We start from the raw sequence: 24,536 nt of genomic DNA on the forward strand, positions 1-24,536 counted from the left end.
TCAAAACGGTTCTCCGATGATACGGGTTTTGTACTCGCCTTTTACTATTTGCCAACATACTTCGTAAGAAAAAGCGCCACTACCATTATGGGCAATAATGTAAATTGTATCTTCCTCTTTGTCATAATATACCGCATTATTATCAGTATACATAGCCACTTCGTACAAATCATCGTAAGCACTTTTAGGGATAGATACGTTTTTGCCGTTGATAGTTACAGTGATACTCTTGTAATGGTCTTCAGGTAAAAATAAACCACCGTCTAACCCTTGAGCTCTCTTTCCATCAATGATATACTCACTATACTCTTTATGTCTTTTCTTGGTAATCTTGTGTTTGGTTTTGTCAAATTTCTGTTGGGTAAGGGTTACGCTGATACCTTTACCAGCAATGGTGATACTATTGCCTTGCTCTTTACCTTTGCCAATAGAAGGAAATTCGCCTATCATCTTTAGGCGACTTTTATGCACATAGCCTTTATCTACAGCAATCCAATTAAAAAATATCTCTTCACCAGTTTCATCTTGTGTAGTATCAAATAAACCATACACAAGTGTATTATTAGGCAAAGTGCCTACAATTTTGCTTTTTACGCTTTCTTTAGCGCGAATGTTCACATAGCCGTCTTTGTCTTTTACTACGGCATAATCTCCAAAAGGACCTTGTGCAAAGGCATTGGTCGTAAGGAGGAAGAATAAAATAAGTAAGTGTTTCATATTTAATAAATAATTGATAATGAGCTATTTGTCAAGTTGTTTGTTGCTTTCCATACTTATATAAGTATCGTTTGAAAGTTTTTTAATAGATTTCAGATAATCTACTTTGTCTAAAACAGCACGTTGTTCTTTGATGGTTTCTACTAAAATTTTAAAACATTCTTTAAAACTATAGAAGTGATTAATCCCTGCTTCATTTTTAATTCCCCCGAATTCGAGGGAATTAAACTTATATAATCAGCTTCATTAATCACTCTGATATTTATTTCAATATCTTGTACTTTAAGTTTATTATTTGTTGGTGTCATATATTTGGTAATTTTAGTTACATCATTAAAGTTGTCCTATAATACGGGTTATGTACTTGTCTTTTACTATTTGCCAGCACACTTGGTAAGCTAAACCAGCTTCGCCATTAACTGCATAAATATAAAGTGCCTCCGCTTCCTCATCGTAGTATATGGAACTGCTAAAATAGGAAATTTCATACAAATCATCATAAGCACTTTTAGGGATAGGTACATTTTTGCCTTTCATAGTTACAGTAATACTTTTGTAATGGTCTTGAGCTAGTGAACCGTCCCATCCATATATTATTTCTTTACCATCAATGATTAATTGTTCATAACTTCCCTGGCCTTTCTTAGTAATCTTGTGCTTGGTTTTGTCGAACTTCTGTTTGGTAATGGTCACTTTTACGTCCTTATCATCAAAAATAACACTATTGCCTTGCACTTTTCCTTCTATAGCACGAAAGTCAAATATTTTTTTCAAGCGACTTTGATGCACATACCCTTTATCAACTTCAATCCAGTTAGTAGGGTTAAATTCTTTATCAAAGAAACCATACACAAGTGTATTGTTAGGCAAAGTACCTACAATTTTGCTTTTTACATTTTCTTTGGCGCGAATGTTTACATAGCCGTCTTTGTCTTTTACTACGGCATAATCTCCAAGAGGACCTTGCGCAAAGGCATTGGTCGTAAGGAGAAAAAATAAAATAAGTAAGTGTTTCATTTTGTTGTTTATCTTTATGATTAAAAATTTCTATACAAATATCGCTTTACCAATCCTTTTTCATCAAATACAAAAAGAGCGTTGTAGCCTTCAGCGCCATCGCCTCCCATAAAATCAATCATATATTGTCCGTTTCCTCTATCATATACCCTTATTGATGAAATGCTAGGATTGAATAGATATTTGGTTTTAGGCAAAAGATAAGGCGTTTTACCTACAAATATAATACGAATATAGGCAATTTCTTTTTCTGGATAGTCTTTTGAATAGAAATACCCCCAAACACTTTCTCCCTTTTCCGTAATCATTTCTGTTACTCCATTTTTGTTAATCTTGAACTTATAATTGCTTTTGTTTACTTTTTTGGTAACAAATTCTAACTTAATATCTTTATTACTTACCGATAGTTCATTCCCTTCTGTTTCTTTATACGGTATTTTGGGATAGTTGTACCCAATGATAAAGAAAGGATTCGCTTCTTTTAATATGTTAAGTTTTACAATCGTATCATGGGTATTTTCAGCATAATCGCCAAAATTTATTTTTAGCGCAATCAATTCCTTATCATTAACTTTCTGAATCCTGCTTTTATGTACAAAACCTTGTACTTTGCGTTGGGTGCTCACTTCATACCAATCGCTTGAATTTTCTGTATAGAAAAAATATTCATTCTTCAGCAATTTGCCTATAATCTCTGCTTTGCTATTAGGGGATTTCCGGATATTAGTATAGCCATCGGGGTCATTTATTTGTCCAATGTATCGCTGTTGTGCTAACGATATATTAGCAACTAAGAAAAGAAATAGTAGCAAATTTTTCATTTGATAATTAACAATTATTAAAGTGGTTCTCCGATGATACGGGTTTTATACTCGCCTTTTACTATTTGCCAGCATACTTCATAAACAAGATACCCATCTCCATTATGTGCAATAATATAAAGTATATCATCTTCCTCATCGTAATACGCAAAATTGTTAGTATTCCAAATAGCAATCTCATACAAATCATCATAAGCACTTTTAGGGATAGGTACGTTTTTGCCGTTGATAGTTACAATAATACTCTTGTAATGATCTTCAGGTAAAAACAAATCACCGTCTAACCCTTGAGCTCTCTTTCCATCAATAATATACTCACTATACTCTTTATGTTTTTTCTTGGTAATCTTGTGTTTGGTTTTGTCAAATGGCTGTTGGGTAAGGGTTACGCTAATGGCTTTATCGGTAATAGTAATACTATTCTCTGTTTCTTTCTCTTTACCTATAGAGGGAAATTCATTTATCTTTTTTAGGCGGCTTTTGTGTATATAACCATTCTTTTCATATACCCAGTTAGAAGGATTAGGTTCATCATCACCAAAGAAAGTGTATATAAGTGTATTGTTCGGCAAAGTGCCTACAATTTGGCTTTTTACGTTTTCTTTAGCGCGAATGTTTACATAGCCGTCTTTGTCTTTTACTACGGCATAATCTCCAAAAGGCCCTTGCGCAAAGGTATTGGCCGTAAGGAGCAGGAATAAAATAAGTAGGTGTTTCATAAGGTTTCTATGAATAATGTACGTTCTGTACAAAAAATAAGAATTGTTCTTGTTTGTTACTTAGTTTCTGCAAAGATAGTGATTCTTTTTTAATTTAGCTAAAATTTGAAAGCAAATCTCAAGCACAAACTATAAGAAACACACTTACTGGGGTTTTGTAGTTGCATTTTACTATTTGCCTACATTCCCAAATCAAAAAGAAAAGGGGGACTGAAAATAGTTGGTTTTATGCAAAACATAAAAATAACTACTTTCAGTCTCCCTATTTCAAGAAATATTAGCTTGAAACTTATTCTTTATGACTTTATTTTATTGAAGATTTTCACTAAAGAATGTTTCCAGCTTATCAAACGGAATTATACCAGCTTGATTGTCGTAAAAATCAGTATGACGGGCATTGGGGACAATAAAAGTTGTTATTTATTGTCTCTCTTATATCCATCATTTAAGTTTCACAAGCTATTTCAGAGCTTGATTTAGTGAAAAAAAGGCACAAAAAAAGTAACATATTATTTGGTGAAGTCACTGATAATCACTAATTTTGTGATATTAAAAAAACAAAACTCATACTAATATGCTACGAGACAAAGGTACGAAAAATTTATCAGAACTAAAAAACTTTTCTACTACAGGTGAAAAGTGCCAATTCCACCCCCAAGTGTCAATCTGTAGACTTTGATGCTCAGACAGCCTATACATCAATTGTGATGTTAAAATACAGCTTACTCTCGTTAGCCAAAAAAGAGCTTGAATAGCAGACTATTGGAGGAATATTCAAAGATATACAGAAAGACACTCAGACGCCTAGCTTAGATGAACGTATATTACTTATTATCAGATAATTAGTTCTTGATTTAACAGAGATTCTTGAGATACCTTTTGAAGAACTAATAACAAAAATAATACCTGAAAAATAAGCAACTTATGAAATGGATTAATTTGAATCCCCTATCTGAAGCGGCTTAGAACAACTTGCGAAACTTAAATAAGTAATATCTAAATTCATTTGATGGAAAAATTATACGTTAAAAATCAGTATTTTAGAACTTTTGGACAACCTCTTAGAGAATTCTTCACTCCTCCGGTAAAATTCTCTTCACTTCCTCCACTGTCTCTTCAGTAAATAGTGCTTCTAAGTTTTTCCAGATGCTATGATAGCCATAGGGGCCTTGGAGCATTTCTTTTTTAGCTGCGGCGATACTCCAGCCGTGGTAGATAATACGGTACATAGCAACCATAATCCCCGTGCGATCAGCACCATGGTAGCAATGGATAAGTACCGCCCCTTGCTGTTGTGCCTTGCGAATACGTTGGAGCACTTGAGCAATGTCCTTGGGGGTGATACGCCAAGTAAGTAGAGGGTGGTTGATAAGGGTAATCCCATCGGTGGGGAGGAATACCTTTCTGTCCTTGGAACGAGTAAAATATCGCAGGTTGATAATGGTCTTGATAGGTGTACGCTTAATGACCTCCTTATCAGCCTTAACCAACTGTTCGCTGCGATATAGCAGACTATCCACTTGATATAGATTTGCCTGAGAATGCACGACAGTAGCAGGGGTCTGCCCCCATAAGGGTAATAAAGGTAAAAAAAGTAATAGGAATGTTCTCAAAGGTTAGTTTTTATAGAATGTAATTCTGTTTCAGAAGATTGCTTCCTCGATTTTTTCTTGTATTTCTAACAAATAAGTGCGTTTGATTGTACCTACTTTTCGTATGATATCTCTATTAGTACTTAGTTCTAATATATGACATTTTACATAACTCTGTTTGTCAAAGGAATAGGAAACCATTTCAGGAGTTAATGTGTAAGCATATTCTGGATTCTGTCTTTTAGAAGAAATAAGTACTACATACAAATAGCCTTCTAATTCTTGAAGCTCATCATTAGAAACAATAATAGCAAAATGAGGCTTAAATCCTACATCAGGGAAATGAAAATTAATCTCAATGATATCACCTTGTCTGTATTTCATCATCTAAATTTTTAATTAGAATAGGAGTAATCATTCGTTTGGAATTGCTCAATAGGAGTTCTCTTTCTTCAAAATAGTCTGTCAGTAAGTCCTTGTAGGTTAAGGCATTGTCTATAAACAACAAGGCTTCTCTCTGTATCTCTTGAGAGACTTCTTCCTCTAAGGTAATCTTCTGTAATACCTTTAGCAAAGGTTCTAACTTGCTCAATAGGTGATAATTGATCTCTTTTTCAGTAAAAGGAAGTTTCCAAAAATGAGCAATACTTTGGCTGAGATTATCGTTGGCAAGGCGAAGTACAGAGAGGGCATACTCCTCATATTCAGTGTCCTTATACTCGTATATAGAGAAAGAGTTAATCACACCAAAAGAGGGGTACAAACTGTTTTGTAGGGCTGTAGCTGTCATAGTATCTATTTTCCTGCAAAAGTACGAATTAATTTGCTAATTGACAAATTAGCAAAATTGCTAATTAATTCGTATTTTTGCGCTTTGATAAACAAACATCATTATGACTAAGAGCGTACGGGTGCGCTTTGCACCCAGTCCTACAGGACCGTTACATATAGGAGGGCTACGTACTGCCCTCTTTAACTATTTATTTGCTAAAAAACATGGTGGAGATTTCCTCTTGCGCATTGAGGATACTGACCAAGTGCGTTATGTAGAGGGGGCAGAAGCCTATATCATGGAAGCCCTTCAGTGGTGCGGCATCACCTATGACGAAGGCGTGGGCAAGGAGGGTGGCCCTCATGCCCCTTATCGCCAGAGCGAACGCAAGGCAATATATGCCGAGTATGCCCAGCTGCTTTTGGACAAGGGTGAGGCTTACTATGCCTTTGATACAGCAGAAGAATTGGATGCGCAGCGCAAAGACTATGAAGCACGCGGGGAGACCTTTATCTACAATTGGCATAACCGCGAAAAGCTCAATAACTCCTTTTCTCTTTCCCCCGAAGAAGTGAAAAAACGTATAGCAGAAGGCGTGCCTTATGTAGTGCGCTTTAAGATGCCACAGGAAACCCTTACCCTGCATGACCTGATTCGTGGCGAGGTAGTGGTGGATACCAAGCTCTTGGACGACAAGGTGCTCTTCAAGTCCGACGGTATGCCTACTTATCACTTGGCCAATATCGTAGACGATCACCTTATGGAGATTACCCATGTGATCCGTGGGGAGGAGTGGCTACCTTCCATGGCGCTGCATGTGCTTATGTATAGGGCTTTTGGCTGGCAGGCTCCTCAGTTTGCCCACTTGCCATTGATCCTTAAGCCTGCGGGTATGGGCAATGGCAAGCTCAGCAAGCGTGACGGTGACAAGATGGGCTTCCCTGTATTCCCCTTGGAATGGGTGGATCCTATAACTAAAAATATCTCTAAGGGCTACCGCGAAGGCGGCTACTTGCCTGAAGCCTTGGTGAACTTCCTCGCGCTATTGGGCTGGAACCCAGGGGTAGAGCAGGAGTTGTTCTCAGTAGAGGAGCTGATTGCGCTCTTTGACTTAGAAAAGGTCAATAAAGCAGGTGCTCACTTTGATATAGAAAAAATCAAGTGGTTCAATCACCAATATTTGCAAAAAATACCCGTAACTACGCTTGTGGAGGATTTCGCTCCTATAGTGGCTGAAAAAGGTGTTAAAATATCCAAGGACAAACTCACTGAGATAGTCTCTCTTATCCGCGAACGAGCTACATTCCTAACTGACCTTTGGGACTTGGCACATTTCTTCTTTGAAGCGCCTACTCAGTACGACGCCAAAGCGCTTAAAAAACAGTGGAAAGACAACTCAGCCGAGATAGTAACTCAGCTAATCACTGTAATAGAAAGCCTAACTGACCTTACTGCTCATCATATAGAGGCACAGATCAAGGATTTCATTGGCCAACAGAACTTAGGTCTTGGCCAAGTGATGCCACTCATTCGTCTTGCCTTGGTAGGGGAGATGAAGGGGCCAGATGTGTTTTCTATCATCGCTATCTTAGGGCGCGAAGAGACCGTGGGTCGCTTGTTACATTTGGCTCAATACCCTAAAGCATAGTATGTTATGAAAAAATACCTTATCGTAGGTCTGGGAAATATAGGAGAGGAATACCGCTATACCCGCCATAACATTGGTTTTTTGGCGGTAGAGCATTTGGCCGAGCAAAAACAGGTAGAATTTACCACGGTACGCTTGGGCGATATGGCTACTTTCTCTCACAAAGGGCGTACCTTTATCCTCTTGAAGCCTTCTACCTTTATGAATCTAAGTGGAAAGGCAATTAAGTATTGGTTGGATAAGGAAAAAGTGCCTATAGAAAACCTCTTGGTGATTGCCGATGACCTGAATTTGCCTTTTGGGAGTATCCGAATCAAGAAAAAAGGCTCCGATGGAGGACATAATGGCTTTAAAAATATCCAAGAGGAACTCCAAACGACCTCTTATGCTCGCTTGCGCTTTGGTATCAGTGCCAACTATGCCAAGGGTACCCAAATAGACTATGTCTTAGGCCGCTGGAGCGAGGAAGAAGTGGCCTTGCTCCCTGAGCGATTGGAGAAAATAAGTGAGGCGATCCTTTCTTTTGGTTTAGCGGGTGCCGATACTACCATGAATTTGTATAACAATAAGTAAAAAGTCTATGGCCAATGTTCAAATCTATAATGCGTCGGCAGGTAGTGGGAAGACCTTTACTCTGGTAAAGTCTTTTCTGCAACTTATTTTGGCGACCAAGAACGTGGAGGCTTACAAAACGCTCTTGGCAATTACCTTTACCAACAAGGCGGTCAACGAGATGAAGGAGCGGGTCATAGGCCAGTTGCTCCTTTTCGCCACGCCCGATAGTCAGGTGAAGCAAGGCGAGAAAAAGGCGTCCGATGATGCAATGTTTCTCCAGTTGGCCGAGCAGTTACACCTTACACACAAGGAGTTACAAGAGCGTTCGCAGAAGGTGCTTAAGCATATATTGCATAACTATGCAGGCTTTACCATAACAACTATTGATGGATTCAACCAGCGACTGATACGCTCCTTTGCCTTTGATCTAAAGCTCAATCCTAACTTTGAGGTGTTTTTGGAGACCGATGACCTGCTGCGTTTGGCCATAGAGAACTTGTTCAAGAAAACCAATGAAGACCAGCTCCTAACCAAGCTCCTCTTGGAGTTCTCCCGCGATAAGATAGAAGAGGACAAGGATTGGGATATTGAGGCTGAACTCTTTGAAATTTCTAAACTACTGACCAATGAGAATCATTATGCCTATATACGAGAGTTAGAAGGAAAGCAACTAACAGATTTTCAACTTCTTAAAGACGACCTAAAGCAACAACGTAAGGACTTATATACAGCTGTGGGAGCTGCCGTAAAGGATTTCTTTACCTTTACCCAAAAGGAGGCACTCACCTCTGCTCACTTCACGCGGGGTTCTTTGTACAATTTCTTTGAGAAAATCAGAAATACAGGAATGGCTGCCGTAGATAAAGCAGCTTTTACTCGTAATTGGTTTGTAGATGCGGACAATAAACCGCTGTATCCCAAGACACTCCTTAAGAGTGAGCCTGCCATGGCACAATTATTGGATGAAAAACAGGCATGGATAGCCGATTTGCTTCATTCTATAGAGAAAAGCTATTGGTGGGAACAGTTTTACAGACATTTGATAAAGAATGTTACCCTCTTGGCGGTGCTAAAGAGCTTGCAAGAGGAGATTGTGGCTATTAAGGAAGAGGAGAATATATTGCCAATTTCTGAGTTTAATAGCATTATTCACCAAACGATTATGGAGGAACCTTCGCCCTTTATCTACGAGAAAATAGGGACTCGCTACCAGCATTATTTTATTGACGAATTTCAGGATACTTCCACTTTGCAGTGGGAGAATATGTTGCCCTTAATCGCTGATGCGGTACATAGTGAGAACCTCAGCAAGCAACAAGGGTCTTTGCTTATAGTGGGTGATGCCAAGCAATCCATTTACCGCTGGCGTGGGGGAAGGGCTGAACAGTTTATGGAGTTGTATAACAAGGAAAAAATTCCTTTCCATATAGAACAGCAAGTAGAGAATCTCGCTTATAACTTCCGTAGCCGTAGGGGGGTGATTGACTTCAATAATGATTTCTTCCTCTTTGTAGCTGGACACCCTTTGTTATTTAACAACAGTGGAAAGTATAGGTATGATGAACTATATCGCAATGCTAAGCAGAATATTCCCGATAAAGAAAAGGAAAAAGGCTTTGTAAGTATAGAATTTGTACAGGCAAAAGATAATGAAGTTCAGCAAATCTCCGAAGAGGAAACTATAGATGATGAAAATGTACTAAAAGACGAAGATATTTATATAGAAACTATCGAAGGGTATATAAAAGAGGCTAAAAATAACGGTTACTTGGACAAAGATATTTGTATACTCTCTCGCAGAAACGCAGACTGTATTGAAATAGCTGAAAAATTGTCTGAAAAGGGGTATAATGTGATTTCATCAGAGGCCTTATTGCTTAAAAATATACCTGAAATACAATTTCTCATACACCTAATCTCCATTTCGCTCTATCAAAATAATGAAAAGGAGAAGATAGAATTACTCTTTTCTTATACCAAGGTCAAGCATATTACCGAGATACATGATTTTATGAGCCAATATGCCCATAAGCCTGTGGATACATTCTTCGCAGCTATGGGATTCTCTTTATCGCACTTCCATTTGTATTCTTTTTATGAAGGCATAGGCTATGCGATAAGGGTATTTGGTTTAGCCAAGCCTTCCGATGCGTATTTGGCACAATTCCTCAATGTCATATACGAATATAAGAGCGTACGCGGAGGCAACATTGCCGATTTCCTTGCTTACTGGGAAGAAAAAAAGGATAAGTTGGCCATAAGTGCTCCCGAAGGGGTCAATGCGATTTCTATCATGACCATTCATAAGAGTAAAGGCTTAGAATTTCCAGTGGTCATCTATACAAAAGTCAATGACAAGTTGCGTTCGGCTAAAGACACACTGTGGATACGTGTCCCTAAAGAACAATATCATGGCTTCGAACATCTGTTGATAGATGATTACAGTGGTCTGGAAAAGATAGACGCCGATATTGTACTCCAGCAGAGCCAAATGGAGCTTTTGGATACCATCAATACCATGTATGTGGCCATGACACGCCCCAAAGACTTGCTTTATATACTCTGCGATCCTCCTAAGGGAGAGAAAGAGGATAAAATCAGTACCTTGTCCGAGATTGTAAAGATTTATTTGGAGGAAAAAGGGCTATGGAATGAAGGGCAATCCCGTTATACTTTTGGAAACTTAGTCCCTATCAAGGAACAACCTCTTGAAGCGGCGGATTATATCCCATTCAAACAAAGAGCGGTATTGGCACCTTCTTATACCATTGTAACCCATGCAGGCTCTATGTGGAATACCCATAGGGAGGATGCCATAGCACGAGGGACACTCCTACATGAACTATTGGGACAGCTTACCACTCAGGCCGATATACCCCAAGTGTTACAACAGTTCTTTACAGAGGGGCGTATCACTGAGCAGCAGCGCCCAATCCTAGAGCAGCAACTACAGCAGCTTACCTCACACCCTTTGCTAAAAGATTATTATACAGGGGGATATGTGGTTTATAACGAACGTGAATGGTTGGATGTCTCAGGAGAGTACCTCCGCCCTGACCGTGTAGTCTATGACTCTAAAGAGGGGACTGCTGTAATTATTGATTACAAGACAGGGGACGATCACCCTCAGTACGAAACCCAACTCAAGCGCTATGCCCAAACCCTTGAGCAAACAGGCTGGAAGGTAACACAATCATTCTTAGTGTTTATCAATCAGCAGATTACGGTGAAAAAATTATTACATAAAAATCCGTGAAATCCGTGGGAGCTATAGTCAATCAGAAATGGTTCACGAAAAATTAGCATGAGCAGGTGTAGGGGCTAATGGCAATTAGCCTCTTTGCTGGCGCGTTTCTTTTAGCTCGTGCCCACAATAAAAGAGAGCTTTTAGCTCTTAATAGAACAAGAAACCCGCTGGCGCAAGCTTTAGCTCGTGCCTATAATAAAAAAGAGCTTTTAGCTCTTAATAAAACAAAAAAATCCTTGATGTTATCAAGGATTTTTTCTTGAGCGGAAGACGAGGTTCGAACTCGCGACATTCAGCTTGGAAGGCTGACGCTCTACCAACTGAGCTACTTCCGCAAAAATAAATATGAAAGAAATTGAGCGGGAGACGAGGTTCGAACTCGCGACATTCAGCTTGGAAGGCTGACGCTCTACCAACTGAGCTACTCCCGCTTGTTTTTGACGGTGCAAAGTTAAAACATTTTTTTTATCCCACAAAATAAAATCTCATTTTTTTCTCTGCCAAGAAAAATAATGGACTTATTTGTTTTATTTCCAAAAATAAAACCGTAACTTTGCCCCACTATTAACCGAGGACAGATTTGACTGATTGCTACCTCATCGCATAGGCGATAAAAGATGCTAAACCAGTAATCTCCTCATAAGCTTTATTTATGGGATATTTATTTACTTCCGAATCCGTGTCCGAAGGACACCCCGACAAAATCGCTGACCAGATTAGCGACGCCCTCATTGACCATTTCCTTGCTTTTGACCCTTCGTCCAAGGTGGCTTGCGAAACCTTAGTAACCACTGGTCAGGTGATTCTCGCAGGAGAAGTGAAATCCAAAACTTACCTTGATGTACAGCAAATCGCTCGTGATGTTATAAGGCGTATAGGCTATACCAAGAGTGATTATATGTTTGAGGCTAACTCATGTGGGGTGCTTTCGGCCATTCATGAGCAATCCCCTGATATTAACCAAGGGGTGGTACGCCACTCTCCAGAGGAACAAGGAGCAGGCGACCAAGGGATGATGTTTGGCTATGCTACTCGTGAAACAGATACTTATATGCCACTCCCTTTGGCGCTTTCTCATGCCATTGTACGCGAATTGGCTACCTTGCGCCGTGAGAATAACCAAATCACTTATCTACGTCCCGATGCCAAGAGCCAAGTAACTCTTGAGTATAGCGATGATAATAAGCCTGTACGTATTGATAGTATTGTGATTTCCACTCAGCATGACCCCTTTGATACTGAAGCGAAGATGCTTGCCAAAATCAAAGAGGATATGATTCATATACTCATTCCTCGTATCAAAGAACAATACCCAAAATATGCGCATCTGTTTGATGAAAATATCAAATATCATATCAACCCAACAGGGGTTTTCGTCATTGGAGGACCTCACGGAGATACAGGACTTACAGGGCGCAAAATTATTGTAGATACCTACGGGGGCAAGGGGGCTCACGGAGGGGGGGCTTTTTCAGGGAAAGACCCTAGCAAGGTAGACAGAAGTGCTGCCTATGCTACCCGCCATATAGCAAAGAACATGGTAGCGGCAGGCGTAGCCGATGAGATGCTCGTACAGGTAAGCTATGCCATTGGGGTAGCCGAGCCTACAGGTGTCTATGTCAATACCTATGGCACCTCCAAGGTAGCCCTTACCGATGGACAAATTGCTCAGAAGGTCAGAGATATTTTCTCTCTGCGCCCTTATGATATAGAACAGCGCCTGAAGCTGCGTTATCCTATTTATAGCGAAACCGCCGCTTACGGACATATGGGAAGAAACCCTGAAGTGGTAAAGAAAGTATTTGCTTCTCCTTATCATAACACCAAAACCATAGAGGTAGAACTCTTCACTTGGGAAAAATTAGACTATGTAGAGACGATCCGAAAGGCTTTCGGACTATAACGTCTCAGAGAACTCTAATATACCAAAGAGACTACCCCGATAAGGATAGTCTCTTTTTATTATTAAAGTGAACACTATTCGCACAATTCAGTATTGTAAAACTAAGTGTAAATCACAGATTCCCCAATTATAAATATTTAAATATCAAACTATAATAAAAGATTAACTATCATGAAACTAATTGCAATTTTAAAAGGATTCTTTTCTAAGAATCAGTCCTCAGGGGTGTTGTTGATCCTCTGTGTAGTACTTTCTTTGACAATCGCCAATTCCCCTATGGCGGAAAGTTTTCAGGCACTCTTAGACCAAGAGGTAGGGCCTTATTCGATCAGTATGTGGATTAATGATGCCCTGATGGCTATCTTCTTCCTATTGGTAGGATTGGAGATCAAGCGGGAGATCCTCAAGGGCGAACTCTCCGATATCAGGAGTGCTTCCCTCCCGATAGTAGCTGCTATAGGAGGGATGATCGTGCCTGCGGTTATCTTTTCCTTACTGAATTATGGGACACCTTATAGCAAGGGCTGGGCGATTCCTATGGCTACAGATATTGCCTTTTCCTTGGCAGTCATCTCTATGTTGGGCAGGGGGGTGCCTATAGCGATTAAGGTCTTTTTAGCAGCCTTGTCCATAGTAGATGACTTGGGAGCTATTGTGGTGATTGCCCTCTTCTATACCGATGCGATTCACTGGAGTTACCTGCTCTATAGTGGGGGAATCATAGCCGTATTATGCCTATTGAACTATCTTAAGGTGAGAAAAATCGTATTTTACTTGCTCTTAGGAGTACTCTTGTGGTATTGTATGCACCATTCAGGAATACATGCTACTATAGCAGGGGTTATTTTAGCCTTTACTATGCCTGCTAATGCGGAAAAAGGTAAAAAATCTCCTTCAGAAAAGCTGGAACATGCCCTACAAATCCCTGTAGGCTATATCATTATGCCCATTTTTGCCTTGGCCAATACCAATATCACCTATAAGTCAGGTATGATAGAGGGATTATCCTCTTCTTTGGGAGTAGGAGTTGTTTTAGGGCTTATCTTGGGCAAACTCATAGGGATCAATCTTTTCTCCTTTATAGCCGTTAAGCTAAAGATAAGCACCTTACCACATGCCAGTCGTTGGATACATATGATAGGCGTAGGGCTATTGGGAGGGATAGGCTTTACCATGTCTATCTTTATCTCCTTGCTTTCCTTTAAGGAACATGAACTACAAGATGCAGCCAAATTTGCTATTCTAACGGCCTCCATACTTGCGGGGGCTTTGGGATATATATTGCTAAGAAGTGTCACTAAGAAAGAAAACAAATCTGTTTAGAAACTATATGAAACACCTATACTTTTTATCAATAGCGTTATTCTCATTAAGCGCTACGGCACAGCTAAAAGATTGTGCTACTTGTGCTACCCAAGTGATTAAGGAACAACAAATCAGCAAATTGAGCATAGATGAATTGCGCTTCCTTACCAACGACCTTTACGCTCGCAAAGGCTATAAGTTCAAGGATTATGAAATAAGCAATTACTTTGAAGAAAAACCGTGGTATAAACCTGTGAGTGACAATAGTAAAGTGAAACTCAACGCAGTGGAAGAGCAAAATGTAAAGCTATTTCAAGAACGCACGGCAATACTAAAAGCTGATAGAGAAAGACTATTAGAAGCATTGCGAAGTTTAAAAGTAGCAACCCTAAAAGGCAATAGTCCTATTCCCCAAGGCAACTATAATGAGCATTTTAGTAAAACCATTGCTAAAATAGATATAGATGATATTCATTGGATTAAAAATCAAGGGTATTATAGTGCAGAAATTGATGATTTTAAACAGACAAATCGATATTTTATATGGATTGAAGGTAATAAAGTGACAATTCAGTGTGATGAAAATGGTCATTCTAAAAAAGTATCAGAAGATAAGATTAAGGAAGTCTATGACACGGATGAGTTTGAGGTTATAGAAAGCAATATAAGTTGGGAGTTCCGCTGGGATAAACAAAAATTGGTATTTATAGAGTCTGTAATGGCAGGATAAAGAGAAAAAGTGATATTCTTTTTCTTTTGACGATACTAATGAATTACTTTTATGCCTATGAATAAAATATTTCAAGTAGAAAAGCTTTCAGTTATTACTGAAAATACATTTTCAGTGGCAGGAAGAATGATTGCAGGGGATATTATTCACAAAGGAGAGGTTTTCAATCTTATAAAAATGGACAATAACACTTTGGTAGAGGTAAATTTCACCCTAAAACAAATAGAAATGTATGGCCGTTCTATTGATTTTATAGATATAGGGTGTACAGGAGTGCTATTTTTAGAAGGAGAATGCCCTACTACTCAAATAAAGGAACTAATTATAGCAGCACAAACAATATGACCGAACTTGAAAAAGCATTAAAAGATATTGATACTACCCCACATCCTAACGGACTTAGAGATGGGATAATTTACTATAATGAAGAGGGTGATTTCTGTGTGTATAACCACTATTCCGCTTGTGAGTGGCTTAAGCATTTGGCAGTGCATTATGGTGGGGTGACTATGGAAGAGGCTACTTGACTGGTAGAAAACTCAGACTGGATGCGTATGCCTGAATCTATTAATGAAGTAGCATTTATCACTCATGAAGAACAGTATCATTGGGCGATGTTGCTTGTAAAAGGTAATATGTATTGGTTAAAAGGGTATCCTTCTGGTATTATTGATTTTAAGGAAGAATATATTGATTGGGAAGAACAAATAGCAAAACAATATCAGCTAAATAATGAATATATATATGGTGATTTAGAGCCTGCCGACTATGAAAGTGCGATACTTGATAACGCTATAATAAATAAGGAAAAAGAAGGCGGATCTTCCTAAAGAAGAAAGTATTATCGAAAAGATTTCCAAAATATTGAAAAATCATTAGCAGTATGAAGTCCAACTGCGAGAAAGGGGTTTTTATGATTGATATGAATTTAATAGACCTTATTACCGATAACCACAATACTCCTTTTTGGGAAATCACCTACCATTGGCATAGAACGTATGAGGCTAAGGGCATACAATATCAACATTTTGTAGGGGAGATTACCACTACTTATAACATTCCCGAAGCGCTTATTTCTTTGCTGGATAAACAATGCAAATTAGTTAATGAAGGTGTTTTCTCGGTGAGCGTTCTGTTTCCAATCATGTTTGGACAGCCACTACATTGCTTTCATTTATGAATTTTCCATTGTTAGCCTATGCGAACGAAATTGAGGTGCCAACCCTTATGATTGCAGGAGAAAATGCTCATTCACGTTATATGAGTGAAGATGCCTACAAATCAATTGGTACCGAGAAGAAAGAACTTTTTATTGTCCCCAATGCCCGTCATACTGATTTTTACGACAATCAAGCTGGTATAATTCCGTTTGATAAGTTGGAGACATTCTTTAGTGAAAATCTTCAATAAAAAATAAGCTTCAAGCTAATATTTCTTGAAATAGGGAGACTGAAAGTAGTTATTTTTATGTTTTGCATAAAACCAACTATTTTCAGTCCCCCTTTTGTTTTTGATTTGGGAATATAGGCAAATAGTAAAAGGCAACTTAATGGACAAAAATGTTGCTCAAAAGTTGTGTAATCCCTTATTTTATCTACCTTTGCAGCTATTTGAAAAGATGTTTTTTTTAAAGGCATAGGATTACCAAAATATTGATAAAAGAGGTTGTCCTAAAAAGAAACAACCTCTCATCAACATTTTGTATAACATCTGTATTATCCCTGATAGGTTGCTCCCCAGCAGAGCCTATTTCTGTTTATACAGATACAACAAAGATAAAACAATTTTCTTGGCATAGACAAATACTAATCTAAAAAACAGTATTAATTTTATCTATTATATCTGAGTTCTGAGTACAAAGGTACAAATTATTTTCTATTAGTAAGTGCAAAAATTATACTAGATTAGTAGTCAGTGGTTAGTGGTTAGTAGTTAGAATAATGAAAAAGTGAAGAATCATGCAGGGTAATTCTTCACTTTTCACTATTAATTATTCACTTAAAAGGCTATTTTTTGTCTTTTTTGAAGTGGGGTTTGTCCTTTCTTTCCTTATCGGAAGATTTTTCTTTATCGCGAGATTTTTCCTTGTCATGAGGTCTTTCACGCTTTTCTAGGTTTTCAGGACGTGGAAGGAGTGCCTTGCGGGATACACGGGTCTTCTTGGTCTTAGGGTCTATACCGAGGTATTTTACCTCTATTATATCCCCTTCCTTGAGTACATCGGCAGGGTTCTCTACGCGTTCCCATGCGATTTCAGAAACGTGTAGGAGGGAGTCCTTGCCTGGTACAAACTCTACAAAAGCACCAAAATCCACCAGACGGGCTACACGTACCTTGTATATCTCGCCCTCTACAGGCTCAAAAGATACATGGTATACAGCATCTACCGCTTCTTGGATACCATCGGCATCGGTACCGAGGATTTCTACAATACCTAATTCGCCTACTTCTTCTACCACAATGGTAGTCTTGGTGCGGGCTTGTAGGTCTTGGATATTCTTACCACCTGTACCAATGAAAGCACCGATGTATTCCTTAGGCATTTCAAGACGTACAATCTTAGGCGCATGCGGCTTCACGGTTGGGTTTGGCTGGGCTATCGTTTCGGTGATTTTGCCCAAGATGTGCATACGACCTTCGCGGGCTTGCTCCAAGGCTTTTTCAAGGATTTCGTAGGTAAGTCCTTTGATCTTGATATCCATTTGGCAAGCAGTAATACCATCCTTAGTACCTGTTACCTTAAAGTCCATATCACCCAAGTGGTCTTCGTCGCCCAAGATGTCGGAAAGTACGGCATACTTATCTCCGTCGGTGATGAGTCCCATGGCAATTCCTGAAACAGGCTTTTTCATCTGGATACCTGCATCCATAAGAGCTAAGGTACCTGCACATACAGTGGCCATAGATGAGGAACCGTTGGACTCCAATATCTCAGACACCACACGTACTGTATAAGGGCAATCCTCTGGAATCATGCGCTTGAGGGCACGCTGAGCGAGGTTTCCATGTCCTACCTCACGGCGAGAAGTCCCTCTAAGCGGACGTGCTTCACCAGTGGAGAAAGGAGGGAAGTTATAATGTAGGTAGAAGCGCTCTTCTCCTTGCTCGGAAGGAATATCTATCACATTGGCCTCACGAGAAGTACCCAAGGTAACGGTAGTGAGGGATTGTGTTTCTCCACGGGTGAAGATAGCCGACCCATGAGGAGAAGGCAAATAACCTACTTCGCACCATATAGGGCGTATTTGTTTGGTATTTCTACCATCCAAACGGAGGTCTTCGTTGAGAATCAAGTTGCGTACTGCTTCTTTTTGAGCTTTAGAGAAGTACTTGCTTACCAAAGGCTCATATTCCTCTAATTCCTCTTCGGTAAAGAGCGCTTTGCAGGCTTCTTTTACAGCGTCAAACTTATCGCTACGCTCATGTTTGGTCGTATTTTCCTTAGCTATTTCATAGCATTTGTCATAGCAGAATTCATATATTTTCTTAGCTACTTCTTCGTTTTCTTGAGGCACTTCGTAGGCGCGTATGGTTTTACCTACCTGAGCGCGGAGGCGTTCTTGGGCTTCTATCTGTACCTTAATCGCTTCATGGGCAAAGTGGATAGCGTCGGCCATATCCTTTTCAGATACTTCGTCCATCTCCCCTTCCACCATAGCTACAAACTCCTTAGAAGCTCCTACCATGATATCCATATCGGATTCTGCCAATTGCTGTGCACTAGGGTTGATGATAAACGCTCCGTTGATACGTCCTACACGCACCTCTGAAATAGGGCCATCAAAAGGAATATCCGATACTGCCAAACAAGCCGAAGCAGCCAATCCAGCCAAGGCATCGGGCATTACATTCTCATCATGAGACATCAGCTGAATCATCACCTGTACCTCACAATAATATTCCTTAGGGAAGAGCGGACGCAATACCCTATCTACCAAACGCATAGTGAGGATTTCCTGATCACTTGGGCGTGCTTCACGCTTGAAGAAGCCACCGGGGAAGCGTCCAGCAGCGGCAAATTTTTCACGGTAATCCACTGTTAGAGGAAGGAAATCCACCCCTTCGCCAGCTTCTTTGTTGGCCACGACGGTAGCCAGGAGCATAGCATTGCCCATTTGTACCACCACAGCACCATCTGCCTGCTTGGCGAGTTTGCCCGTTTCTATGGAAATAGTACGTCCATCACCAAGAGCAATAATTTCTTTTTTTACTTCTGGAATCATAAAAGTTTTTTATTAAAAATGAAACAAATAGTGTTGTGTGTTTTGTGTTTATTTCCAATGAAAAACTACTATCTTATGGCCTTTTATATAGAACAAAAGGGGCATAAAGCCCCTTTTGTTTGATAACAAAATTATTTTCGGATGCCTAATTCCTTAATAATAGCACGGTATCTCTCGATATCTTTTTCTTTGAGATAGTCCAGTAGGCTTCTGCGCTTACCTACGAGTCTTACAAGAGAGCGCTCTGTATTGTAATCTTTTCGATTAGCACGCAAGTGCTCTGTTAAGTGATTGATACGAAAGGTGAAAAGGGCTATTTGTCCCTCAGCTGAGCCAGTATTTTTCTCGCTGCCACCGTGTTGTTTAAAAATTTCTGCTTTGGTTTCTTTTGTTAGATACATTCCAATATTATTTAATGATTATTATGTATTTTAAAATCGGGGGCAAAGATACTATAAATATTTTTCACACACAACTTTTTTTAAAAATATTTAATCTTCGTCCTCATCGTCATCATCCTCGTCTTCGTCTTCATCATCTTCATCCTCGTCATCTTCATCCTCGTTATCATCCTCGTCATCATCATAATCATCATCCTCGTCATCCTCATAATCATCGTCGTCATCTTCTTCTACGCGAGAAGAAGTCTTGGAAATATCCTTTTTGCGCTTAAGGGCGAGTTCGTCCTCTTTGGTCATTTCCAAGGTGTCTGCCTGTATACCCTCTCCATAGTAATAGTCATCATCATCTTCGTCATAACGTTCCATGGTAGTGGCCAAACGGGTACTTACCTTCACCAAGTAAATGGTGTCTTCAGTACGCACCTCAAGGGCTTCTACTGTCTCGTTTTTAGCATTCTTGAATCGGATAACATCTCGATCCTGATAGCCCTCTGGATACTTCTCCACCAGCAGGGCTAAGATGTCTTTAGTTAGTTTTTTGTAGTCAACTATGGCTCGTTTCATTTAGCCTATTATATTTAAGATTTAAGTGGTGCAAAATTAAAGGAAAAAAATAAATTGGCTATATTTTAACACGTTAATTAAATGTTATTTTTATTTTTATATTTAAGTGTTTATATGGAATAAACGATTGTTTCATAATATAATTTATATTAATTATTGGAGCGCTTGCCATAATCTATCTTTGAGGGCGGAAATTCCTTGTTCTGCGACGGAGGAAATAAAGCAATAAGGCAGGTGTAAATTAGCTGTTTTAAGCTCGGTGTCGATCATCTCTTTGAGTTCTTCATCTAGGAGGTCTGTCTTGGAAATGGCTAAGATTCGTTGCTTATCCAATAGCTCAGGATTATAGCGTTCCAACTCTCGCAGAAGGACGTGGTATTCCTCCACTATATTAGGACTATCGGCAGGAACGAGGAAGAGGAGCACTGAATTGCGCTCTATATGGCGTAGGAAATAGTGGCCTAGGCCTTTCCCCTCGGAGGCACCCTCTATAATCCCTGGGATATCAGCTATGACAAAAGACTGGAAATCACGATATTGAACGATACCTAAGTTAGGTTTTAGGGTTGTAAAAGGATAGTCAGCTATTTTGGGTTTAGCCGAGGTAAGCACAGAAAGCAGGGTAGACTTGCCCGCGTTGGGGAAACCTACAAGGCCCACATCGGCCAAGACTTTCAGTTCTAAGAGCAGTTCTCTCTCCTCCCCTTGTATACCAGGTTGGGCATAGCGAGGGGTCTGGTTGGTTGCCGTACGGAAGTGCCAGTTGCCCAGTCCGCCCTTGCCCCCTTTGAGGGCTACTTTTTCCTCTTTGTCCTGGGTAATTTCAAAAAGTACTTCATCGGTGAGGGCATCCTTGACAATAGTTCCTAAGGGCACTTCCAAGTAGACACTCTTTCCGTCCGCCCCTGTACTGCGATTGGCACCGCCATCGCCCCCATGCTCGGCACGGAAGTGCTGCTGAAACTTAAAGTTGATGAGTGTCCATAGGTTTTTATTACCTCGGATAATAATGTCGCCTCCGCGACCTCCATCGCCCCCATCAGGGCCGCCCTTTTCTACGAATTTTTCCCTATGTAAGTGAGTGGAGCCTTTGCCCCCATTGCCTGAACGAACATATACTTTTACGTAATCGGTGAAATTTCCTTCTGTCATAAATTTAATTAGTTGATTTGTCAATTTGCCGATTTGCCGATTTGTCAATTTGCCGATTTGCTCATTGACTCATTGGCTCATTGACTCATTGACTCATTAGTTAAATTAATCATTAATCATTATCTTATTAATCATTAATTTTGTATCTTTGCTTTCTGTTTTAATTCTTCATAGTAATGAAAGTAGCTGTAGTTATGGGAAGTCAGAGCGACCTTCCCGTTATGCAAGAAGCCATAGACTTCTTAAAAGAGATGCAAATCCCTGTGTTAGTGGATATAGTCTCAGCCCATCGCACCCCTGAGAAGCTGATTTCCTTTGGAAAAAATGCTCATTTGCAGGGGATAGATGTGATTATTGCAGGAGCAGGAGGCGCAGCACACCTCCCTGGTATGCTTGCGGCTGTAAGTCCGCTGCCTGTGATTGGGGTACCTATCAAGAGCCGCAACTCCATAGATGGTTGGGATTCTGTGCTTTCTATCCTACAGATGCCTGCGGGAGTACCTGTGGCCACTGTTGCCCTGAACGGGGCTAAGAATGCAGGGATTCTCGCCGCCCAGATCTTGGGGGTTGCTCACAAAGAGATACAAGAGGGAATCTCCCAATACAAAAAATCATTGGAAGCAGCAGTACTAGTGACTAGTGACAAATTACAAGTGACTAATCATTAATCATTATATCAGGTATGGTATATAAATAAACGCTAATACTGCTGCCACAGCGAGGAATATCATGGTAACGGCTCCTGCGGCAATGTCCTTAATCTCGCCTATTTTTTTATGAAAGTCGGGATGGACAAAGTCGCAGAGCTTTTCTAGGCCTGTATTAAGCCCTTCTACAGCCAAGAGCGTTCCAAAAGCTAAGAGCTGGAACATCCATTGGTCTGGGGTAATCTGAAAATACAACCCCAATCCTGCAAATAACAAACAACCTATACTATGGGTAATAATGGCGTCTTCGGTGCGAATGAGCAGCCAAAACCCTTGTAGGGCATAGCCCATACTCTTGAGCCTGCCAATTACAAATTTCTTCATTTTATCTATTTTTGAGACTTTACCCCCCTACTCTTTTTAGCTTGAACCCTTTTTCCTTGAGAAATTCCATAATCTTATCACGGTAATCCCCTTGGATGATGATCTTTTCCTCTTTCACGGTTCCTCCTACCCCTAAGCGGGTTTTGAGTTCCTTGGCCAATACTTTGAAGTCCGCATCGGCACCTGTATAGCCCTCTATCAGAGTGATAGGCTTGCCATTGCGCTTTTCGTATTTGCACAAGAGAGGCTCGTCCTGTAGCCAAATATTGGAAGTAGGTTCTTCGGGGAGTACTTCCTCCTTATGGTCAGGAAAGAGTTGTTGGAGTTGTTCTCTGAGCATCTTATTTTCTTTTAAGCACCTTTTCTACTGCTTTAAGTATACCGTCCTTGTCTAGCCCGTACTTCTGCATGAGCTGGGCAGGGGTACCACTTTCTCCGAAGGTATCATCAACCGCTACGAACTCTTGTGGTACAGGGTAGTGCTGTGCCAATACACGTGCTACGCTCTCACCTAAGCCACCGTAATAGTTGTGCTCCTCACAAGTTACCACCGCTTTGGTCTTGCGAGCAGAAGCAAGTATCATCTCTTCGTCCAAAGGCTTAATAGTGTGAATATCAATCACCTCGGCCGAAATACCTCTTTGTTCTAAGACTTCACAAGCTAGGAGGGCTTCCCATACAAGGTGACCTGTGGCGATGAGGGTCACATCGGTACCTTCGTTGAGCAAAATCCCTTTACCTATCTCAAAGGTTTGGTTTTCTGGAGTAAAATTAGGCACCGCAGGGCGGCCAAAACGCAAGTACACAGGCCCTACATAGTCGGCTATGGCAAGGGTAGCTGCCTTGGTTTGGTTATAATCACAAGGGTTGATGACCACCATATTGGGCAACATCTTCATCAGCCCTATGTCCTCTAATATTTGGTGAGTAGCACCATCCTCACCGAGGGTCAATCCCGCGTGGGAGGCACACACCTTTACATTCTTATTGGAATACGCGATAGACTGGCGTATTTGGTCATATACACGTCCAGTGGAGAAGGCGGCAAAAGTACCTGTAAAAGGAATCTTTCCCCCTATGGTAAGGCCAGCGGCAATACCCATCATATTGGCTTCGGCAATGCCCACTTGGAAAAAGCGAGTAGGGTTTTCCTCTTGGAATTTCTCCATTTTGAGTGAGCCAATGAGGTCGGCACAAAGCGCCACTACATTAGGATTCTTACGTCCCAGTTCGGCAAGTCCTGCACCGAAACCACTTCGGGTGTCCTTTTTGCCTGTATCGGTATATTTTTTCATCAGATATTATTTTTTAACGTTTTTATTTTTAAATCTATCTTTGAGTTCCACAAAAAAAGACTCAACAACATAAAAGGAACATTAATCACCCTAAGCAGTGGGCACATGATTTTCCTTATAAAAGTCTCTTTTACTTCAAACTCTCCACGGTACAACTCCCCTCGCCTGTAATAGGCAGCAAATCGCCTTGTCTTAAGCAATTCTGCTATCAAAGGTTTGGCTGGCTCATACTGATGGGTAATGCCTAACACATCTATAGCATAAGCTATCACTGACATATCTTCTTTAAGAGCAAATTCTTTTTGTATGAAGGGCAATAAAGTATCTAACTGGGAAGTCGGGGTGAGACAAATGGCCATGATTTGTATCGTCTCCTTTTGTACATCGGAGGTAAAATCATTGGCTTTTATATGCTGCCAACACTCCTGCCATATAGCTGGCTCCGCCTGCTTTTCCTCTGTTATAGGATAGTCATAATCATATACTTCTATATCCTCCCAATCGTAGAAGTCGGCCTGCATAGCTGCCTTTTCGTAAGCCTTTAGGAACGAGTCCAAACTCCTAAACTGAGGTGCAAATACTGCCTCATCGTGCCTTACAATTACCACTTTACCCTTTAGAAAGCCCGTAGTATAGATAGCCACACAATCACTCTCTTGGTTGGAGAACAAGGGCAGTAGCTCAAAGCCAAGGTTACATTGTGTTATCCACTCAAGGATTACCTCACGCTCGTTGTAGTCGATGAGAATAACACCCCCATGAGGTTTGAAATCCTGTAGAGGCTGCGGGTCTATCCCTTTTGTTTCCAACAGAGTAGTCAGTTTCATAATGCTTACTATCGGCG

The 24,536-nt window shown here is 40.3% G+C and carries 27 protein-coding genes, 2 tRNA genes and 1 pseudogene; 13 read left to right on the forward strand and 17 right to left on the reverse strand.

Going from position 1 to position 24,536, the window contains the following annotated elements:
- The 7 genes from HMPREF9331_RS03440 to HMPREF9331_RS03470 all read right to left on the reverse strand — a co-directional run bounded on the left by HMPREF9331_RS03440 (position 1) and on the right by HMPREF9331_RS03470 (position 5,656).
- Positions 1–717, reverse strand: a complete 717-nt coding sequence (locus HMPREF9331_RS03440; protein WP_016419754.1) for a hypothetical protein — start codon at positions 715–717, stop codon at positions 1–3.
- Positions 718–1,050: 333 nt separating this feature from the next.
- Positions 1,051–1,734 (reverse strand): hypothetical protein, encoded by a 684-nt coding sequence (locus tag HMPREF9331_RS03445; RefSeq protein WP_016419756.1) that lies wholly within the window; start codon positions 1,732–1,734, stop codon positions 1,051–1,053.
- A 20-nt stretch (positions 1,735–1,754) separates the two neighbouring features.
- Positions 1,755–2,555 carry an SH3 domain-containing protein gene (locus HMPREF9331_RS03450; RefSeq protein WP_016419757.1) on the reverse strand — a complete coding sequence of 267 codons (801 nt, stop codon included), beginning with the start codon at positions 2,553–2,555 and terminating at the stop codon, positions 1,755–1,757.
- A gap of 17 nt (positions 2,556–2,572) precedes the next feature.
- Positions 2,573–3,274 (reverse strand): hypothetical protein, encoded by a 702-nt coding sequence (locus HMPREF9331_RS03455; RefSeq protein ID WP_016419758.1) that lies wholly within the window; start codon positions 3,272–3,274, stop codon positions 2,573–2,575.
- Positions 3,275–4,347: 1,073 nt separating this feature from the next.
- Positions 4,348–4,887, reverse strand: a complete 540-nt coding sequence (locus HMPREF9331_RS03460) for a tyrosine-protein phosphatase (RefSeq protein ID WP_016419759.1) — start codon at positions 4,885–4,887, stop codon at positions 4,348–4,350.
- Positions 4,888–4,917: 30 nt separating this feature from the next.
- Positions 4,918–5,250, reverse strand: a complete 333-nt coding sequence (locus HMPREF9331_RS03465; RefSeq protein WP_016419760.1) for a type II toxin-antitoxin system PemK/MazF family toxin — start codon at positions 5,248–5,250, stop codon at positions 4,918–4,920.
- Positions 5,231–5,656 (reverse strand): hypothetical protein, encoded by a 426-nt coding sequence (locus HMPREF9331_RS03470; protein ID WP_009642446.1) that lies wholly within the window; start codon positions 5,654–5,656, stop codon positions 5,231–5,233. The genes HMPREF9331_RS03465 and HMPREF9331_RS03470 overlap by 20 nt, the downstream gene beginning before the upstream one ends.
- Positions 5,657–5,759: 103 nt before the next feature.
- On the opposite strand from HMPREF9331_RS03470, the gene gltX reads away from it, so the two are divergent.
- From gltX to HMPREF9331_RS03490, 4 genes are all read left to right on the forward strand, one after another.
- A complete protein-coding gene (gene gltX / locus HMPREF9331_RS03475; RefSeq protein WP_016419761.1) occupies positions 5,760–7,286 on the forward strand; it encodes a glutamate--tRNA ligase in 1,527 nt (508 codons plus the stop codon).
- Between the two features lie 6 nt (positions 7,287–7,292).
- The gene (gene pth / locus HMPREF9331_RS03480) at positions 7,293–7,859 is read left to right on the forward strand and encodes an aminoacyl-tRNA hydrolase (protein WP_016419762.1); all 567 of its coding nucleotides are present in this window, start codon (positions 7,293–7,295) and stop codon (positions 7,857–7,859) included.
- 7 nt (positions 7,860–7,866) lie between these two features.
- A complete protein-coding gene (locus HMPREF9331_RS03485; protein ID WP_016419763.1) occupies positions 7,867–11,097 on the forward strand; it encodes a UvrD-helicase domain-containing protein in 3,231 nt (1,076 codons plus the stop codon).
- A gap of 68 nt (positions 11,098–11,165) precedes the next feature.
- Complete coding sequence (locus HMPREF9331_RS03490; protein ID WP_040356933.1) at positions 11,166–11,351, forward strand: hypothetical protein; 186 nt, start codon at positions 11,166–11,168, stop codon at positions 11,349–11,351.
- Here HMPREF9331_RS03490 and HMPREF9331_RS03495 read toward each other — a convergent pair.
- Both HMPREF9331_RS03495 and HMPREF9331_RS03500 read right to left on the reverse strand, forming a co-directional pair.
- A tRNA-Gly gene (locus tag HMPREF9331_RS03495) sits at positions 11,351–11,423 on the reverse strand. The genes HMPREF9331_RS03490 and HMPREF9331_RS03495 overlap by 1 nt on opposite strands.
- Before the next feature lie 23 nt (positions 11,424–11,446).
- Positions 11,447–11,519 (reverse strand) — tRNA-Gly (locus tag HMPREF9331_RS03500).
- Between the two features lie 221 nt (positions 11,520–11,740).
- Here HMPREF9331_RS03500 and metK point away from each other — a divergent pair.
- The 8 genes and pseudogenes from metK to HMPREF9331_RS03535 form a co-directional block, all read left to right on the forward strand.
- Positions 11,741–12,991, forward strand: coding sequence for a methionine adenosyltransferase (gene metK, locus HMPREF9331_RS03505; RefSeq protein WP_016419764.1), 1,251 nt, complete (start codon positions 11,741–11,743; stop codon positions 12,989–12,991).
- Between the two features lie 171 nt (positions 12,992–13,162).
- Positions 13,163–14,314 (forward strand): Na+/H+ antiporter NhaA, encoded by a 1,152-nt coding sequence (gene nhaA / locus HMPREF9331_RS03510; protein WP_016419765.1) that lies wholly within the window; start codon positions 13,163–13,165, stop codon positions 14,312–14,314.
- Positions 14,315–14,321: 7 nt separating this feature from the next.
- Positions 14,322–15,026, forward strand: coding sequence for a YARHG domain-containing protein (locus HMPREF9331_RS03515; RefSeq protein ID WP_016419766.1), 705 nt, complete (start codon positions 14,322–14,324; stop codon positions 15,024–15,026).
- A gap of 57 nt (positions 15,027–15,083) precedes the next feature.
- Complete coding sequence (locus tag HMPREF9331_RS03520) at positions 15,084–15,371, forward strand: hypothetical protein (RefSeq protein ID WP_040357003.1); 288 nt, start codon at positions 15,084–15,086, stop codon at positions 15,369–15,371.
- Positions 15,368–15,553, forward strand: coding sequence for a hypothetical protein (locus HMPREF9331_RS13180; RefSeq protein WP_016419768.1), 186 nt, complete (start codon positions 15,368–15,370; stop codon positions 15,551–15,553). The genes HMPREF9331_RS03520 and HMPREF9331_RS13180 overlap by 4 nt, the downstream gene beginning before the upstream one ends.
- Before the next feature lie 21 nt (positions 15,554–15,574).
- Entirely contained in the window at positions 15,575–15,856 is a 282-nt protein-coding gene (locus HMPREF9331_RS13185) for a hypothetical protein (protein ID WP_016419769.1), read from the forward strand.
- Between the two features lie 53 nt (positions 15,857–15,909).
- On the forward strand, positions 15,910–16,206 hold the full coding sequence (locus tag HMPREF9331_RS03530; RefSeq protein WP_016419770.1) for a hypothetical protein: 297 nt from the start codon (positions 15,910–15,912) through the stop codon (positions 16,204–16,206).
- Positions 16,152–16,436: pseudogene (locus HMPREF9331_RS03535) on the forward strand (alpha/beta hydrolase); the annotation flags it as partial. The gene HMPREF9331_RS03530 and the pseudogene HMPREF9331_RS03535, both read left to right, overlap by 55 nt.
- 596 nt (positions 16,437–17,032) lie before the next feature.
- Here the strand turns inward: HMPREF9331_RS03535 and HMPREF9331_RS03545 are convergent.
- The 4 genes from HMPREF9331_RS03545 to obgE all read right to left on the reverse strand — a co-directional run bounded on the left by HMPREF9331_RS03545 (position 17,033) and on the right by obgE (position 21,366).
- Positions 17,033–19,249: a polyribonucleotide nucleotidyltransferase gene (locus HMPREF9331_RS03545; RefSeq protein WP_016419772.1), complete on the reverse strand. Its 2,217-nt coding sequence runs from the start codon at positions 19,247–19,249 to the stop codon at positions 17,033–17,035.
- A 131-nt stretch (positions 19,250–19,380) separates the two neighbouring features.
- Positions 19,381–19,650, reverse strand: a complete 270-nt coding sequence (gene rpsO / locus HMPREF9331_RS03550; protein ID WP_009642492.1) for a 30S ribosomal protein S15 — start codon at positions 19,648–19,650, stop codon at positions 19,381–19,383.
- Positions 19,651–19,740: 90 nt separating this feature from the next.
- Positions 19,741–20,214: a hypothetical protein gene (locus HMPREF9331_RS03555; RefSeq protein WP_016419773.1), complete on the reverse strand. Its 474-nt coding sequence runs from the start codon at positions 20,212–20,214 to the stop codon at positions 19,741–19,743.
- A 153-nt stretch (positions 20,215–20,367) separates the two neighbouring features.
- Positions 20,368–21,366: a GTPase ObgE gene (gene obgE / locus HMPREF9331_RS03560; protein WP_009642472.1), complete on the reverse strand. Its 999-nt coding sequence runs from the start codon at positions 21,364–21,366 to the stop codon at positions 20,368–20,370.
- Positions 21,367–21,542: 176 nt separating this feature from the next.
- On the opposite strand from obgE, the gene purE reads away from it, so the two are divergent.
- Positions 21,543–22,034, forward strand: a complete 492-nt coding sequence (gene purE / locus HMPREF9331_RS03565; RefSeq protein WP_009642449.1) for a 5-(carboxyamino)imidazole ribonucleotide mutase — start codon at positions 21,543–21,545, stop codon at positions 22,032–22,034.
- A 3-nt stretch (positions 22,035–22,037) separates the two neighbouring features.
- Here purE and HMPREF9331_RS03570 read toward each other — a convergent pair whose 3' ends face one another.
- From HMPREF9331_RS03570 to HMPREF9331_RS03585, 4 genes are read right to left on the reverse strand one after another with little or no spacing between them, the layout of a single operon-like run.
- The gene (locus HMPREF9331_RS03570) at positions 22,038–22,397 is read right to left on the reverse strand and encodes a diacylglycerol kinase (protein WP_009642463.1); all 360 of its coding nucleotides are present in this window, start codon (positions 22,395–22,397) and stop codon (positions 22,038–22,040) included.
- A gap of 19 nt (positions 22,398–22,416) precedes the next feature.
- Positions 22,417–22,737 (reverse strand): translation initiation factor, encoded by a 321-nt coding sequence (locus HMPREF9331_RS03575; RefSeq protein WP_016419774.1) that lies wholly within the window; start codon positions 22,735–22,737, stop codon positions 22,417–22,419.
- 1 nt (position 22,738) lies between these two features.
- On the reverse strand, positions 22,739–23,692 hold the full coding sequence (locus tag HMPREF9331_RS03580) for a transketolase family protein (RefSeq protein WP_009642465.1): 954 nt from the start codon (positions 23,690–23,692) through the stop codon (positions 22,739–22,741).
- Positions 23,692–24,519 (reverse strand): hypothetical protein, encoded by an 828-nt coding sequence (locus HMPREF9331_RS03585; protein WP_016419775.1) that lies wholly within the window; start codon positions 24,517–24,519, stop codon positions 23,692–23,694. The genes HMPREF9331_RS03580 and HMPREF9331_RS03585 overlap by 1 nt, the downstream gene beginning before the upstream one ends.
- Positions 24,520–24,536: the final 17 nt, after the last annotated feature.

Origin of the sequence: Capnocytophaga granulosa ATCC 51502 (assembly GCF_000411115.1) — a bacterium.
GTDB classification, from domain to species: domain Bacteria; phylum Bacteroidota; class Bacteroidia; order Flavobacteriales; family Flavobacteriaceae; genus Capnocytophaga; species Capnocytophaga granulosa.

Bases quoted from the DNA above. Each gene is read 5' to 3' on its own strand.
- HMPREF9331_RS03440 (WP_016419754.1), bottom strand. From the start codon at position 717: ATGAAACACTTACTTATTTTATTCTTCCTCCTTACGACCAATGCCTTT.
- HMPREF9331_RS03445 (WP_016419756.1), bottom strand. From the start codon at position 1,734: ATGAAACACTTACTTATTTTATTTTTTCTCCTTACGACCAATGCCTTT.
- HMPREF9331_RS03450 (WP_016419757.1), bottom strand. From the start codon at position 2,555: ATGAAAAATTTGCTACTATTTCTTTTCTTAGTTGCTAATATATCGTTA.
- HMPREF9331_RS03455 (WP_016419758.1), bottom strand. From the start codon at position 3,274: ATGAAACACCTACTTATTTTATTCCTGCTCCTTACGGCCAATACCTTT.
- HMPREF9331_RS03465 (WP_016419760.1), bottom strand. From the start codon at position 5,250: ATGAAATACAGACAAGGTGATATCATTGAGATTAATTTTCATTTCCCT.
- HMPREF9331_RS03470 (WP_009642446.1), bottom strand. From the start codon at position 5,656: ATGACAGCTACAGCCCTACAAAACAGTTTGTACCCCTCTTTTGGTGTG.
- gltX (WP_016419761.1), top strand. From the start codon at position 5,760: ATGACTAAGAGCGTACGGGTGCGCTTTGCACCCAGTCCTACAGGACCG.
- pth (WP_016419762.1), top strand. From the start codon at position 7,293: ATGAAAAAATACCTTATCGTAGGTCTGGGAAATATAGGAGAGGAATAC.
- HMPREF9331_RS03485 (WP_016419763.1), top strand. From the start codon at position 7,867: ATGGCCAATGTTCAAATCTATAATGCGTCGGCAGGTAGTGGGAAGACC.
- HMPREF9331_RS03490 (WP_040356933.1), top strand. From the start codon at position 11,166: ATGGCAATTAGCCTCTTTGCTGGCGCGTTTCTTTTAGCTCGTGCCCAC.
- metK (WP_016419764.1), top strand. From the start codon at position 11,741: ATGGGATATTTATTTACTTCCGAATCCGTGTCCGAAGGACACCCCGAC.
- nhaA (WP_016419765.1), top strand. From the start codon at position 13,163: ATGAAACTAATTGCAATTTTAAAAGGATTCTTTTCTAAGAATCAGTCC.
- HMPREF9331_RS03515 (WP_016419766.1), top strand. From the start codon at position 14,322: ATGAAACACCTATACTTTTTATCAATAGCGTTATTCTCATTAAGCGCT.
- HMPREF9331_RS03520 (WP_040357003.1), top strand. From the start codon at position 15,084: ATGAATAAAATATTTCAAGTAGAAAAGCTTTCAGTTATTACTGAAAAT.
- HMPREF9331_RS13180 (WP_016419768.1), top strand. From the start codon at position 15,368: ATGACCGAACTTGAAAAAGCATTAAAAGATATTGATACTACCCCACAT.
- HMPREF9331_RS13185 (WP_016419769.1), top strand. From the start codon at position 15,575: ATGCGTATGCCTGAATCTATTAATGAAGTAGCATTTATCACTCATGAA.
- HMPREF9331_RS03530 (WP_016419770.1), top strand. From the start codon at position 15,910: ATGAAGTCCAACTGCGAGAAAGGGGTTTTTATGATTGATATGAATTTA.
- HMPREF9331_RS03545 (WP_016419772.1), bottom strand. From the start codon at position 19,249: ATGATTCCAGAAGTAAAAAAAGAAATTATTGCTCTTGGTGATGGACGT.
- rpsO (WP_009642492.1), bottom strand. From the start codon at position 19,650: ATGTATCTAACAAAAGAAACCAAAGCAGAAATTTTTAAACAACACGGT.
- HMPREF9331_RS03555 (WP_016419773.1), bottom strand. From the start codon at position 20,214: ATGAAACGAGCCATAGTTGACTACAAAAAACTAACTAAAGACATCTTA.
- obgE (WP_009642472.1), bottom strand. From the start codon at position 21,366: ATGACAGAAGGAAATTTCACCGATTACGTAAAAGTATATGTTCGTTCA.
- purE (WP_009642449.1), top strand. From the start codon at position 21,543: ATGAAAGTAGCTGTAGTTATGGGAAGTCAGAGCGACCTTCCCGTTATG.
- HMPREF9331_RS03570 (WP_009642463.1), bottom strand. From the start codon at position 22,397: ATGAAGAAATTTGTAATTGGCAGGCTCAAGAGTATGGGCTATGCCCTA.
- HMPREF9331_RS03575 (WP_016419774.1), bottom strand. From the start codon at position 22,737: ATGCTCAGAGAACAACTCCAACAACTCTTTCCTGACCATAAGGAGGAA.
- HMPREF9331_RS03580 (WP_009642465.1), bottom strand. From the start codon at position 23,692: ATGAAAAAATATACCGATACAGGCAAAAAGGACACCCGAAGTGGTTTC.
- HMPREF9331_RS03585 (WP_016419775.1), bottom strand. From the start codon at position 24,519: ATGAAACTGACTACTCTGTTGGAAACAAAAGGGATAGACCCGCAGCCT.